The 13,159-nt window shown below is 59.9% G+C and carries 10 protein-coding genes and 3 pseudogenes; 6 read left to right on the plus strand and 7 right to left on the minus strand.

Features of this window, described 5'->3' with window-relative positions:
• Positions 1-634: 634 nt before the first annotated feature.
• Positions 635-1,336 (minus strand): SMC-Scp complex subunit ScpB, encoded by a 702-nt coding sequence (gene scpB / locus NKJ09_RS30330; RefSeq protein WP_352764458.1) that lies wholly within the window; start codon positions 1,334-1,336, stop codon positions 635-637.
• Between the two features lie 2 nt (positions 1,337-1,338).
• Entirely contained in the window at positions 1,339-2,292 is a 954-nt protein-coding gene (locus tag NKJ09_RS30335) for a DUF1403 family protein (protein WP_352764482.1), read from the minus strand.
• A 299-nt stretch (positions 2,293-2,591) separates the two neighbouring features.
• Here NKJ09_RS30335 and NKJ09_RS30340 point away from each other — a divergent pair, with 299 nt between their 5' ends.
• The 5 genes and pseudogenes from NKJ09_RS30340 (at position 2,592) to NKJ09_RS30360 (ending at position 7,964) form a co-directional block, all read left to right on the plus strand.
• Positions 2,592-3,641, plus strand: a complete 1,050-nt coding sequence (locus NKJ09_RS30340) for a site-specific integrase (RefSeq protein WP_352764485.1) — start codon at positions 2,592-2,594, stop codon at positions 3,639-3,641.
• A gap of 81 nt (positions 3,642-3,722) precedes the next feature.
• Positions 3,723-3,989, plus strand: coding sequence for a type II toxin-antitoxin system prevent-host-death family antitoxin (locus tag NKJ09_RS30345; protein ID WP_352764461.1), 267 nt, complete (start codon positions 3,723-3,725; stop codon positions 3,987-3,989).
• Positions 3,986-4,398 (plus strand): annotated as a pseudogene (locus NKJ09_RS30350) (type II toxin-antitoxin system VapC family toxin); the annotation flags it as partial. The gene NKJ09_RS30345 and the pseudogene NKJ09_RS30350, both read left to right, overlap by 4 nt.
• A 1,059-nt stretch (positions 4,399-5,457) precedes the next feature.
• A complete protein-coding gene (locus tag NKJ09_RS30355) occupies positions 5,458-7,524 on the plus strand; it encodes a carbamoyltransferase family protein (protein WP_352764464.1) in 2,067 nt (688 codons plus the stop codon).
• 83 nt (positions 7,525-7,607) lie between these two features.
• Positions 7,608-7,964 (plus strand): hypothetical protein, encoded by a 357-nt coding sequence (locus tag NKJ09_RS30360; protein WP_352764467.1) that lies wholly within the window; start codon positions 7,608-7,610, stop codon positions 7,962-7,964.
• A gap of 137 nt (positions 7,965-8,101) precedes the next feature.
• Here NKJ09_RS30360 and NKJ09_RS30365 read toward each other — a convergent pair whose 3' ends face one another.
• The 5 genes and pseudogenes from NKJ09_RS30365 to NKJ09_RS30385 all read right to left on the minus strand — a co-directional run bounded on the left by NKJ09_RS30365 (position 8,102) and on the right by NKJ09_RS30385 (position 11,741).
• Positions 8,102-9,070, minus strand: a complete 969-nt coding sequence (locus NKJ09_RS30365) for a glycosyltransferase family 10 domain-containing protein (RefSeq protein ID WP_352764470.1) — start codon at positions 9,068-9,070, stop codon at positions 8,102-8,104.
• Between the two features lie 277 nt (positions 9,071-9,347).
• Positions 9,348-9,782 (minus strand): annotated as a pseudogene (locus NKJ09_RS30370) (transposase); the annotation flags it as partial.
• Positions 9,783-10,510: 728 nt separating this feature from the next.
• On the minus strand, positions 10,511-10,696 hold the full coding sequence (locus NKJ09_RS30375) for a hypothetical protein (protein ID WP_352764473.1): 186 nt from the start codon (positions 10,694-10,696) through the stop codon (positions 10,511-10,513).
• Positions 10,693-11,067: pseudogene (locus tag NKJ09_RS30380) on the minus strand (FMN-binding negative transcriptional regulator); the annotation flags it as partial. The gene NKJ09_RS30375 and the pseudogene NKJ09_RS30380, both read right to left, overlap by 4 nt.
• Before the next feature lie 11 nt (positions 11,068-11,078).
• Positions 11,079-11,741, minus strand: a complete 663-nt coding sequence (locus tag NKJ09_RS30385; protein ID WP_352764476.1) for a helix-turn-helix domain-containing protein — start codon at positions 11,739-11,741, stop codon at positions 11,079-11,081.
• 92 nt (positions 11,742-11,833) lie between these two features.
• On the opposite strand from NKJ09_RS30385, the gene NKJ09_RS30390 reads away from it, so the two are divergent.
• Entirely contained in the window at positions 11,834-12,979 is a 1,146-nt protein-coding gene (locus tag NKJ09_RS30390; protein ID WP_352764479.1) for a trans-sulfuration enzyme family protein, read from the plus strand.
• The last annotated feature ends 180 nt before the right edge of the window (positions 12,980-13,159 follow it).

Here is a 13,159-nt window from a genome sequence, read left to right on the forward strand (position 1 = left end):
AAAAACGGTCCGCGAACTAATGTGATGGTCATGACTTTACCCCTGCATCTTTATCATCTCAGACCGGACATCCTTCATATACAGTCAGTCGCAGATTAGCTGCTCGATGAAATTTCACCAGTTTCGGTTATCCACCGATGATCGGCACGCGCAGCGTCGCGCCTATCTAGCGGGGCCCGGTGGCTTCAGTTCGGCAACAGTGAAGACAGGCTCAACCGATACACCGTCAGGAATCAGGCGCTCTTGACGAATGTAAGCAGGGCGCCAGCATCGTCCCGCCGGCCACCCTTGCCGCCTACAAGATCACGCTTTCCGAGATCGCCGATCTTTCTCGGGGGTTCGACCGAATTTTGGGATAGTGCCTGGAAGGAATGGGATTGTGCCTGGCGCCAGATCGCTCGCCTCGACAGGAGGGGTTCCGCCTTCGTGGAAGCTTGCGGACCTGGTCATTACGACTGGGCTTCGCGGTGTCCTGTTTCCGTCGCTGCGCCATGCTGGCCAACCTTGTCGAGGGCGATAAGGCCGCGGTCCCTGATCCCGATCACCGGCTGCCGTACGATCAGTCATCATGGCCCTGAGTTGCAAGCTGTCGCAAGCAACCCTTTTCGATCAGTTCAGAGCACCTCATCCTCAATCACGCCTCTCGTTGGCTCGCCCTCTTCGCCGTCGCCCCCCCCCGGGCAAGACCGGTCGGTATATCGCCGGCCAGCAGCTTTTCCTTCGACAGCAGCCCGGCGTCTTCGAGCGCCTCGAAATCTGGCAGCTGGCGCAGCGTGTCGAGCCCAAACTGCGACAGGAACGTTTTCGTCGTCACATAGGTGTAGGGCGCCCCCGGCTGCGGGCTGCGCGGCCCCGAGGCGATGAGGTCCTGCCCGCGCAGAACGGCGATCAGGTCGCGCGACACCTCCTTGCCGAAGAAGGACGACAGCTCGCCACGGGTGATCGGCTGGAAATAGGCGATACACATGAGGACAAGAGCCTCCGACTGCGACAGTTCTTTTTCGCCCTGGCCGCCTTGCTGGCCGAAGGCGGCGTGGATGACGTCGCCAAAGGCCTTTTTGGTCCGGTGCTGCCAGCCGCCGGCGACCGCGACCAGTTCATAGGGGCGGTCGGTGAGTTCGGCGCGGATGTCGTCGATGATCAGCTCGAGATTGCAATTCCTTCCCACCACCCGCGCGAGGACACTACGTGTCACCGGTTCATTTGCCGCAAAGATCACCGCTTCGACGCGGCCCATCCATTCGCGCCAGCGCAGCTCCGGCGGCAGGTGGTCCAATTCCGGGTCGAGCAGCACAGGCTGTTCGTTCGGCTTGCGGCGGGCGGACGCTTCGCTCATCGCTACAGCCCAAACAGCCGAAAAGCGGTGCGGCCGGAGAGCTCGCGCACGGCATCCAATTGTAGTAGCCGGTCGAACAAGCGCCGCGCCGCAAAACGCGACAGGTTTCTGGTCGTCAGCGAGCCCGAAACGGCGTCTTCATTGACGAGTCTTTGGATCACATCGTCCGCCCCCTTTGCCCTGAGCTTCGGTGCGACGGCGATGAGCCGCTCCGCGCGACGCGACAGCTCGGCGGCCAACCGGCAGGCGTCGGCCGCTGATCGAAGCAGCGCCAGGCACACCGCCCGCTCAAACCCTTTTTCGCCCGGTCGAATGCGCTTGCCGCTGGCCTCATCGCGAAAAGCCGGACCAAAGCCCTGAGCCATCAGGAGCGGCAGCGGCCGCGGCCAGCGCAGGCTTTTTGCCAGCACCAGGTCGGCGAGCCACCAGGCAAAAAGCTCGGAGTCAGGGCGTACGGCGACGACGTGAGCGGCAATCGCCGCGGCGGCGAATGGCGCCGGCCGCTGCAACCCAGCCAGTTTTTCGATCTCTGTGCAGAGGTCGGCGAGCGCGGCACCATCCCAATGGAGCCCGAGCTGGTCGACGATCTTTTCGAACCGATCGGCGCTGGCGACAGGCGGCTGCCCGGCCAACTGCCGCCAGGCCCCAAAGATGGTGCCGGCGGGTCCGGGGTCGGTCCCGACCTGGCGCAGATACCAAGCGTCGCGCAGGGCGGCCGCGTCCTCGGCGCGGCCAACAAGCCGCATGCTGGCGGCGGCGCAGCTAAGCGCCAGGCGCTGCCGCCAGGCCCCGGCCCCGGCAGGCTGCGCGCGGGTGAGCGTATCGAGGGCACCCAGGGCGGCGCCTGCCCGGAAGGCCGCGTCGCCGTCACTCGGCGCGCCGGCGCTTGTGATCGCCCAAGCCGGAACGGAGGGCGGCGCAGAGAAGCTGGCGATCGCGGGATCGAGGCGAATCATGATTTGGAGAGTAAAGTGCCGGTGCGCTTTTTGCCATGATTTTTGCGCCAAAACGCACAGCCTGTCGGAGACATAAAACGAATGATAATGCCTTATCATTCGTTTTGCTGTTTCTAGAGGAATGACCGTTTTCGTCGAGCAGAAGCCGAAAAATCGCGCCCGCCGAGCCTCCGGACCCGTCCCACAGCACGAGGCCGGAAGAGGATGTTTCGTCCACGCAGCCGTCGACTGGGCTTGCTGTGCCTAACACCGACGATATGCCTGACATAGTCGACGTCGTCGACATCATCATCACCGAGATGGGCCGCGGGGGAGCGTCGGACGAGGCGCCTTTCCATGCCCTTCGGCCCGCACCCGGCCTGCCGGCCCACTTGGAGCGTCTTGCCGATCGCGCGCGTGATTATGTGGACGCGGCGAGCTCGGCCAACACGCGGCGCGCCTACGCATCCGACTGGAAGCATTTTTGCGCCTGGGCGCGCCGGCAGCATCTCGAGGTGTTGCCACCTGATCCGCAGACCGTCGGCCTCTACATCACCGCCTGTGCATCCGGAAAGGTCACAGGAGACAAGAAACCAAACTCTGTGGCGACGATCGAGCGCCGTCTCTCCTCCCTGGCCTGGAATTATACGCAGCGTGGCGAGCCGCTCGATCGAAAGGACCGCCATATCGCCACCGTGCTCGCCGGCATCCGTAAGAGCCACGCAAAACCGTCTGTGCAGAAGGAGGCCATACTTCCCGAAGACCTGATCGCCATGCTGGAGACGCTCGACCGGGGCACCCTGCGCGGCTTGCGCGACCGCGCCATGCTGCTTCTCGGCTTTGCGGGCGGCCTGCGTCGCTCCGAAATTGTCGGCCTCGACGTCGGCAGGGATCAGACGGATGACGGCCGTGGCTGGGTCGAGATTCTCGACAAAGGCGCTCTGGTAACCTTATATGGCAAGACGGGCTGGCGCGAGGTCGAAATCGGCCGCGGCTCCGCCGACGCCACCTGCCCCGTGGTTGCGCTGCAGACCTGGCTCAAGCTGGCCCGCATTGCCCACGGGCCGCTGTTTCGGCGTGTCACAGGACAGGGCAAAGCAGTCGGCGCGGAGCGATTGAACGATCAGGAGGTGGCCCGCTTGGTCAAGCGTGCCGCGCTGGCCACCGGCGTCCGCGGCGACTTGTCGGAAGGCGAACGACAGCAAAAGTTCGCGGGCCATTCGTTGCGCGCAGGCCTGGCCTCCTTAGCCGAAGTCGATGAGCGCTATGTGCAAAAGCAGCTCGGCCATGCCTCAGCGGAAATGACGCGTAAATACCAGCGTCGGCGCGATCGCTTTCGCGTCAGTCTCACTAAGGCGTCCGGGCTCTAGAAAAAAGTCCCCCCTCCCCTGTCACGGTCACTAAGTCATTTTTATGTAGTCACGATAGTCACAATGGTCACGGAGGCCAGAATGCAGTCTGCTCCAAAAGAGGATGCCAACTGGACCGTCGCTCGGGCCAAGGCGCGGCTGTGGGAAGTCATCGAGCGTGCGCAGGCGGCGCCGCAAACGATTACGCGCAACGGTAGGCCAAGCCTCGTTGTCGTCTCCGCCGAGGAATGGCAACGCAAGACGGTGCGCAAGGGTACGCTTCAGGAGTTTCTGCTGGAGTCGCCGCTACGCGGCGCGGAACTCGACCTTGAGCGTCAACGCGATGAACCGCGTGATCTGCCGCTGTGAGGCTACTGCTGGACACCTATATCCTGTCCGAGGTGACAAGGCCGGCGCCGGACGCACGCGTTCTGGAATGGCTGGACAAGCTCGACGAGGATCGCTCGTTCATCAGCGTGGTCTCGATCGCCGAAATCCGGCGCGGCGTTGCTCTCATGGGCGAGGGTCGGAAGCGTGAGGCGCTGGCCGAATGGCTTGCCCGAGACCTGCCTTAGCGTTTTAGAGCAGAGAGTCCTCCCCGTCGACGAGCCGGTTGCTCTGGCCTGCGCGATCTGATTGGTCTTGCGAAGCGCCGCGGCCGCGTGCTGACGTCAATGGACGGATTGATCGCAGCCACAGCCATTGCCCAGGGCTCACTCTGGTAACGCGTAATCCGAAGGATTTCGAAGGCTTCGGAATAGAGCTCTTCGATTCGTGGATGCGTGAATCGCCCAGCACCACATCCCGAATGCGCGAAGCGACTTTCGAACAAGAAGTGTGGGTTTGCTCTCATACCCGTTGCTGAAAAATGTTGTGACAGAGCGCATGGAATGCCACGCGCTTCAAATCGGAGTAGCCATCCGGGAAGCCTGAAGCCCTTTGAAGCGCATGTCCGGCAGCTATTCATAGCGTGGATGACTTTGATCGAAACAAACGATTTCATAACTCTTCGGAAATCTTGCATGGACAAAAGCACATCCCGCACCGATCACCCATCCAAAGGAGAAAATCTTCCATGCGCCCTGACGTGCAGTGGAGGTCGTGCTGAGAAATGAGTTGCAACTGGCCGACCATGTCGGCGGTTCGACGCTAGTCGTCCCTCAATGTTCCTGAGCTGCGAAGTCTTGCAGGGAGCCAGCTGCCCAGCGCGTTTCTGCTTGTGACAGGCTTATTGCCGCAGGCAGATGGTCGGCTCGTCTGGGCAGCGGATTGGAGACCCGGCCGGCAGCGCTACCATACAACATCAGCGCACTTTACATCTACGCGGTATTGCCGTGCTTCCAGTCGGTGCCATGTTTGGCCGACGCATGACGCGATGCGGCCTCACGCGATGCGGCCTCCTGCACAAGCGAAGACGTTATCGGATGTGCGACCGGGAAGCAGGCGGACAGTGCAGCACGTGTCACTCGCCTGTGCGACGGTCTTTCGGGGAATGAAATCGGGCCAGTTCACGGCGCGGTATTATTCGTCAACAGCCGCCCCTTCGCAGGATACAGGCACTCCGCGTTACAAGTTCGTGCTGCAGATGAAAACGGCATCGCCGGCATGCAAGTCAGCAGCCGCTCAAGATTCGGATCCAGCCAAACTCTCGGCGTCATGGAACGGCAGGCGCCACGATCGAAGCATCTCATGTTGATTCAGGCGGACCCCTTATGAGGCGTTCTTTGATGCCGGTGATGCCTGACAGGCGGTTGCAGCTGCAAGCGACAATGCGGCCTATTTAGTTGGAAACGGAGGCAGGCCAATTTGGCTTGCCCGTCACTATGTGGAGAAAGAAATGCTGTGTCTAGGAATTAGCGGCGGACTTGACCAAGTCCATGAAAACCGATTCGAGCTTCGGAACGCCTTTATGCACGATGGCGCCGCGGTGCTCGTCCGAGACGGACGGGTGATAGCAGCCGTCGAAGAGGAACGCCTCAATCGGATGAAACACTCCAACAAGCTCCCAATTCGTTCCATTCAATACTGTCTGTCAGCGGCGGGGGTTCAGCTCAACGACATTGATCGTGTCGCGCTCTACGCCAGCGAGCCCTATGCCAACGCCATGCTTGAAGGTATGTCCGCATCCCACCCGGACATTCTCTCCATTCCGTTGGGTGCTAAAACGTTGGTGCAGGATCTGTTAACGCGTGAGTTCGGCACTAAGTTGGACAGTTCGCGTATTTCATTCGTAAGTCATCATCAGGCGCACGCCGTGAGCGCCTTTGCAATGTCGGGCTTCGAACAAAGTCTCATTCTAGCGATTGATGGCTCTGGTGATTTCCTATCGGGCCTCGTGGCGGTAGGGTCTGGCACAGAAATTACGCAACTCGAGGCTTTCCCCGAGAACAATTCTCTTGGGCTGTTTTATCTCGAGACGATCCGCTATCTCGGCTACGGCTTGTTCGACGAGTATAAGGTAATGGGACTCGCGCCCTACGGCGACCCCGCTCCCTATCGCGAGCTCTTCGAGCAGTTCTACGAGCTCTCCGCCAACGGCGGTGGCTACCGTGTTCACCTCGACCGCATCGGTCCGGCGTTGCTCCGCAATATCGAGGTCAGGCGAAAGGGAATGCCCTTCACCCAGCAGCATCGAGATGTGAGTGCGTCACTGCAGGAAGCGCTTGAGCGGATCGTGTTCCACATTCTCCGGCATCACCGTGAGGCCACCGGCATGAAGCGGTTGTGCCTGGCGGGGGGGGTGGCCCACAACTGCACGATGAACGGTAAGCTGCTGTATTCAGGGCTTTTCGAAGACATCTTCGTGCAACCCGCGTCTCACGACGCTGGGTGCGCATTGGGAGCTGCGCTGATAGTCTCTAACGAGATGGGCCGCCCCGCGCCGTGTGAGCGACTGCAGGAGGTCTATTGGGGTCCTGATCTCGGGAGCGAGCGCGCCGTGCAACAGGAACTGAATGCATGGGCCGGACATCTCGAGGTTGAACGCACTGATGACGTGGCAAGCAGTGCAGCCGACTGGATCGCCAAGGGCGCCGTGATCGGCTGGGTGCAGGGTCGTTCGGAGTTTGGGCCACGTGCGCTGGGCAACCGCAGCATTCTTGCCGACCCTCGGCCCGCCGCAAACAAGGACCGGATCAATGCGATGGTCAAGAAGCGCGAAGGCTATCGGCCCTTCGCGCCATCTGTGCTGGAGGAGGATGCGAGCGAATTTTTCGACCTCCCGGACGGTAGGCACGAATTTCCATTCATGAATTTCGTCGTTCGCGTGCGTGACTCAAAGCGCGCCTTGCTCGGTGCCATCACGCACGTCGACGGTACCGCTCGCCTGCAAACAGTATCGCGCAACGCCAATCCCGCGTACTGGGAGGTCATCAATGCGTTCAAGAAGCGCACAGGCACTCCAATTCTGCTCAATACCTCCTTTAACAACAATGCCGAACCGATCGTGGATTCGGTTGCAGACGCGATTGCCACCTTTCTGACGACAGAGCTGGATGGACTTGTGGTCGGGCCCTTCCTGGTAAAAAAGCGGGCTGCAACGCTGCAGGATTGGACTGCGCTTGCGGTTTCTTTGCCGCCCTATGTGTCCCTCCATCAAACCCGCGCTTACAAAGCGCCAGATCGTCGGGAGACTCACTGCGAGATCAGAACGACCCACTTCAGCAGTGACAGTGTGCGAATTTCACACGACTTGTTTAATCTGCTGATGCGGATTGAGGGCGAAGCCATGTTGGGAGATCTCCTCAATACAATTGCGCCGGATCAGGCTAAGCGTGACGCTTTGATGGAGGGCCTGCGACGACTGTGGGAGCAGCGCCTCGTTCGGTTGCATCCCTCACAAGCTGCTCGCATGGATCAAGACTGCGATCAAACGCTGGACCAGCATAACGGGCTCTCAGCGTGATAGCGATGCCGCTATCCAAGCTCGGCGCTTTGGGCGCCGGACCGGCCCCGTGTAAACCTCATTAAAGAGAGAGGAACCCTGCCATGGAAGAATTCTTATCGCGCATCGCCACTGGTGCCGGCATCGGCCCGGCTCTCGCAGAGAAGGCCGTTGGGTTAATGCTGGGTTTCCTGCAACGCCACGCGGCCGACGGTCCCGTTGCGCGCATGATCGAGGCCATTCCCGGAGCTTCGGAATTAGTGGCGAAGTATCATGGCGACGACCCAGAGGGCGGAGGCGGCCTCATTGGGCTCGGCCAGCAATTGATGAGTGAGGGTCTCAGCATTCTAAAGATCGCCGCCCTCGCCAACGAGACGATCGCCTTCGCCAAGGAACATGCCGGCGACGAACTCGTGGACGAGGTCCTCAATTCCGTTCCTGGCCTTCCCCAGTTCGTCTGATCAGCGGCGGCCGGGGGCGCATGACCTCGTGCGCCCTGCCGGCCCGTCTGCGCAGGTAGGCATTCTCCGCCGAGCGTTCCGTACCGATCTCGCCAGACCACCAACCGCCGGGCACGCGAAGCGAGCGTTGGAGTACTTCATGCGTCTCTCCCAAAATCGACCGCAGGCGAACCGATGTGTATAACTTCCGGCGGTAACGGTTTATCCTGAACGCTTTCGATGAAGCCCGCGAGATAAGCAAACGTATTGTATTTCTCGAGAACCAACCCCTTCGCCTCTAGTATTGCGCCGCGACGCTCCTTCCACAGGTCCGAGTTGATGATTCCTTGAATTTTTTGGATTACGTTCTTGTCCTCTGGGTCAATCAGAACCATTGAGTCCGAAGGGAAGAACCTCGTGATTGCCGGGCTGCCGTAATAGATCGGCATTGTTTCAGCAACGAAGCAGTCCATAAGCTTCTCTGTAAAATAGTAATCAGCACGAGTATTCTCGAAAGCTATACTGTAACGGTAAGGTGCGAGTGCGTTCCATTTATCTCCAATCAGCCGAAAACCTCGGCCGAACAGGTCAAAATCGAGCTCCTCTCTCAGCCGTTCCAGAAACGCCAGCCGATATCGATGCCCTTTAAGCAGGGCGATGTTACTGGTAATCCATGAGAGCCGAAGCGGCTTGTCCACGACTTCGCTGACCAGAAGTTGGTCATATGTCTTGTTTACAGACCAAGACCGAGTGATAGGTGGAGACAATACGAATCGGCGCCCTGCATTCTGCCGAGCAGCCAGCTCTGCGTCAGACGTCAGGACGATAGTATTTTTCCCCTGCCCTTCATGAAATGCGCGATGAGCTTTCGTCGGCGGTTCGCCGATTGCAAAAATTATCCTGTTTGGGCTCGCCTCGATATCAACAGGGAGCCCAAAAAGAGAAGCAGAGTTAAAGACAATATGCCAATCGGGCGCGAAGGATGTCGTGCGTACAAAAGCGACATTGTTCCAGATTCCACTGCCCTTTGGAGTGAGATGGTGGATTGCATCATCCAAATTGCCCCAAGAATCCAGACATGTAGCAACAATGGGCGCCGGACGTTCCGTCAACAATTTGGCCGACAAAGCAGTTCCACCCCATTCACTTCCGTTGGACCGGGAGCAACTTGTGCACCGGGCGCAAGACCTCTCTGCGCCTGAAATAGCTCGCGATCCTGATCGATATCAAACACACGATTCTGTGCGACCTCGCGCCATTCGACAACTCATCTCTAAGGCCGCGGGAATCCCTTCACTCGTGAAGGTACTCATCGCCATCGGGATTGCGGTAACACTGGGCAGCATAAACCTTCCGGGACCCGCTGTCGAGGCAATGTCGCTTTGCACTTAACGAGGTTCTTCCTCACTTTGTGTGGTGATCAGGCCGGTTGAGTGGCAGCATGCGTGCCCTAAGGAGTTCGGAGCCCGCTCTGCCGTACATCGTGATCGTCTTCAGGCGGTTGATTTGCCTTTCCGCCTGGCCGTTGCTCCACGGTAATTCAATGGCATTGCGAACGGCGTCAATGTCACGTAGGACCCGAGCGAAACGCGTGATGGCGACGAGCCCGGCGTTGACGGCATCGTCGATCCAGGTGTCGAGCTTGTCCAATTCACGGCCCCGCAAAATGCAGCGGAAGCGCATGGCAAGCCTGTGCATCATGGCAAACTCATGTGATCCCTGCTTCAGGACGTCGACCCTTCTCGCCTGGTTGATCGTCAGCATACCCCGTGGCTTCATGCAGAGGGCCGCGGCGACTACCGGCGAGATCACACGGCCGGTCGCCGGATCCCGTATGGGGACAGCGTCGCGGGCTGGTTGATGCGTATGATTGAAGCAGGCGACGCACTGTCTTGCCCGGCCCCGCCGGCCGTAGCCGGTACGACGGGCGATCTCGGAACAGGACAGCCCTTCCTTGCGCGCGCCAAGCCGAAGCCCGCATGACGCCGGACGAGCGCCTGGCGTTGCCAGGATGATGTACGCGCTGTCCCGGCGGGTCCGACCCGATAGGCTTGACCCGGCCCCGCGCCCCCAACTCCACTTGTATGAACGGCCGGGGCCGGCCCTTTTCGGAACCGGCCCACCGCCGCGTGACGTTGTGCAGGATGATCGTCTTGACCCGTCTCGCATCTGAAGCGGGTGCAAGCCTGCAGAACATCCCGGCTGCTTGGTCATCCAACCTGGCTGCGAGGCATCGCCACCGTGGGGCGTGGCGTTCGCTGCCAGTCGGCTCCGATCTCGAAACCGCTATGCCGCCATACCGAACACGCAACTCGGTTTAAGCGCCAGGCTGCTGTTCGAGGTATTGACGACGCAGCGACGTGACCGGAAAGGCTGGCGGGGTAAGCAGCTTCCATCGATCCGGCGGCATTGCGGATCTGGCTGGAGATGGCGGCCTGAGTTCTTGTCCATCTGCCGCATAGCGGGTGGTCAGGTGCTGGTCGCGTTTCCGGCGAGCCGAAGCATTTGTCTCTCAAGGTCACCCCTTGGAAATCCAGCACCAGCGGCTTGTCGGGACAAGATAGATGCTATTGGGATTTGGCCGCCGCAGCCGCGAGCATCGCTTCTCCCATCCCATTGACGCCTCGGGCATTCAGCATTTCACCAGCGTTCTGAAGGTCGCGCACCTCTTTGTTCTGGCTGAGTTTTGATTTACCAACCAGGCCGGTGATCTCGATTTCCAGGGCGACGATCGCCTTTAACCATCGTGTCAATGAAGTCCTTCGGCGCGTCGCCCATCTTCCACGGGGCCAGGCTGCGAGGCTTCATGCATGTGAGTGAGCTTCGCCACGTTACGGCGCACATGGCGCTCATCATCCCGGACAGTCATGCGTCCGTGGGCGTGGACGACGAGATAGTTCCACGTCGGCACCTGCTTATGGAATTCATGCTTGCTTGGATACCAGTTCGGCGAGATGTAAGCGTCGGCCGCACGGAAGATAACGAGGACTTCATCGCCATTGGCAACTTCCTCCCAGACTCGATTTTTGCGTGCAACATGGCAATTGAGGACGCCTTTGTCTCCCTTCGAGCGGTCAAGCTCGAAGGGAATGTGGAACGTACAACGGTGGATCTCCTGTCGCGAATGGGCGGTCGTTAGCGAGCGGCGGTGTCTTGCGGAACGGGCCCGGGCATCTTCGTTGCCGGCGAAGAGGGCCCCGGATCTCGCTGTCCACCACGCTCAAGAACTGCCATCGAGAAGTGGGCAGGCAGATCAGATGCCGCCGCGTATGAGTGCGGTTGGTCAGTGACAAGCCGCACACTCTCGCCTTGGCTCAAAATTACTGCGTGGGTACCCACCACGACACTTAGGGACCCCTGAGTCACCGAGATCAGCTCGCGCGTATCCGGACTATGAGCATCTGCGGAAAACACGTCGCCCGGCATAATGGCCCAGCTCCACAGTTCGAACATCGTTCGTCCCGAGATCGATGAATGAAGTTGTGCAAAGCTTCCTTTAGCGCTTGTCCAAAGCGTCCTCGTCTCTGTCCGCTCAATAGGAAGGCGAACTGTGGAAGGATGGTCATTCAACAAATCGGCCACCGAAAGCGAAAACGCCGCCGCCAGTCGGCAAAGTATGCCGATGCTGGGGTTCGCCTTGCCTTGCTCCAGCGTGACGACGGTTCCCTTGGATAAGCCGCTCAGTTTTGCCAGTCGATCCAGGGTCAGGTTTTGGTCGCGCCTCAATTGTCGGATCCGAACCGCTATCGCTTGGCCAAGCACCCGCTCGGCATCCAACCCCGTCGTAACATCGGTCATTATATTGACTTAGTGCCTCGGCTCACTTATTACGGTCAATATAATGACCGGCCTGAAATTGTGCAACTGCCCCGTTAGCGAGGAAATGACCGATGCGTTTTGAAACAAAGGCGATCCATTGCGGCCGAGCTGTCGACGCTTCCACGGGGGCGGTGTCCCTGCCGCTGAACACCAGCACGACGTTCCAACGTAGCGTCGACGGCTCGTTTCCTTCCGGATTCGAATACACCCGGGATGGAAATCCGACACGCAACGCGTTCGAAATGGCCATGGCCGCGCTCGAGGGCGGAGAAGATGGCATTGCCTTCGCGTCGGGCATGGCTGCAATCGCTGCAGTCTTTGAGAGCCATCCGTCGACGGGTCGGATCGTTCTGCCGGATGACATGTATTTCGGCATTCGTTCGCTGATTGACGAGACCGACATTGGGTCTCGCTTTGACTTTGCGGCCGTCGATATGCGCGATCTGGATGCCGTGCGCGCCGCGGTCACGTCGAAGCGGACTGGCCTCGTCTGGGTCGAGACGCCGTCAAACCCGATGATCCGCGTTGTCGACATTTCGGCCATCTGCAAAATCGCGCACGAGGCTGGCGCCTTGGCCGTAGTGGACAACACGTGGGCAACTCCAGTGCTTCAACGGCCCCTCGAAGTTGGGGCGGACGCGGTCATGCACTCGGCGACAAAGTACATCGGCGGCCACTCGGACTTGATGGCGGGCGTCGTCATTGTCCCGCACTCGTCACCCCTCGGTCGCCCACTGCGGATGGTCCAGAGACACAAGGGCAGCGTCGCAGCGCCATTCGACTGTTGGCTGGCATTGCGGGGCCTGCAGACATTGTCGGTCCGCATGCGCGCGCATTGCGAAGGCGCCCAGAAGGTTGCTGAGGCTTTGGCGTCTCATCCGCGTGTCGAAAAAGTACTTTTTCCTGGCCTGCAAACTGATCCGGGACACGATCTCGCTAAGCGGCAAATGAGCCATTACGGAGCGATGCTATCCTTTATCGTCAAAGGCGGAGCCGATGCTGCGATGGCCGTGGCTGGCCGCCTCGAGGTTGTTGCCCGGGCGACAAGCCTTGGCGGGACGCACTCTCTGATTGAGCATCGCGCATCCGTCGAGGGTGCCAAGTCCAAGGCGCCAGGCGGATTACTGCGAATGTCAGTGGGACTTGAGCATCCTCAGGACATTATCGATGATCTGATGCAGGCCCTAGGCGGAACCTTCAAAGCGGCAGCCGAATGACGCGGGTGCAAGAACTCTGGCAGCGCTTTTCGTGGCGGCTGGCGCAGCAATTCGGCCTGCTACGGTTGGGCGCCTAGTACTACAGTTGCGGATCATTTGATTTTCTGATTCACTTCGGCAGGTTATGGAGGGTACCATGTCTGTCGCTTCGTGGTCAGGGTCGTTGTTGGCTTGGGAGCA

Origin of the sequence: Mesorhizobium sp. M0189 (assembly GCF_040322135.1) — a bacterium.
Classification (GTDB): domain Bacteria; phylum Pseudomonadota; class Alphaproteobacteria; order Rhizobiales; family Rhizobiaceae; genus Mesorhizobium.

What these genes read in the sequence shown, in the direction of transcription:
- scpB (WP_352764458.1), bottom strand. Translation starts at nt 1,336, where the DNA reads ATGAGCGAAGCGTCCGCCCGCCGCAAGCCGAACGAACAGCCTGTGCTG.
- NKJ09_RS30345 (WP_352764461.1), top strand. Translation starts at nt 3,723, where the DNA reads ATGCAGTCTGCTCCAAAAGAGGATGCCAACTGGACCGTCGCTCGGGCC.
- NKJ09_RS30385 (WP_352764476.1), bottom strand. Translation starts at nt 11,741, where the DNA reads ATGACCGATGTTACGACGGGGTTGGATGCCGAGCGGGTGCTTGGCCAA.
- NKJ09_RS30355 (WP_352764464.1), top strand. Translation starts at nt 5,458, where the DNA reads ATGCTGTGTCTAGGAATTAGCGGCGGACTTGACCAAGTCCATGAAAAC.
- NKJ09_RS30390 (WP_352764479.1), top strand. Translation starts at nt 11,834, where the DNA reads ATGCGTTTTGAAACAAAGGCGATCCATTGCGGCCGAGCTGTCGACGCT.
- NKJ09_RS30340 (WP_352764485.1), top strand. Translation starts at nt 2,592, where the DNA reads ATGGGCCGCGGGGGAGCGTCGGACGAGGCGCCTTTCCATGCCCTTCGG.
- NKJ09_RS30360 (WP_352764467.1), top strand. Translation starts at nt 7,608, where the DNA reads ATGGAAGAATTCTTATCGCGCATCGCCACTGGTGCCGGCATCGGCCCG.
- NKJ09_RS30335 (WP_352764482.1), bottom strand. Translation starts at nt 2,292, where the DNA reads ATGATTCGCCTCGATCCCGCGATCGCCAGCTTCTCTGCGCCGCCCTCC.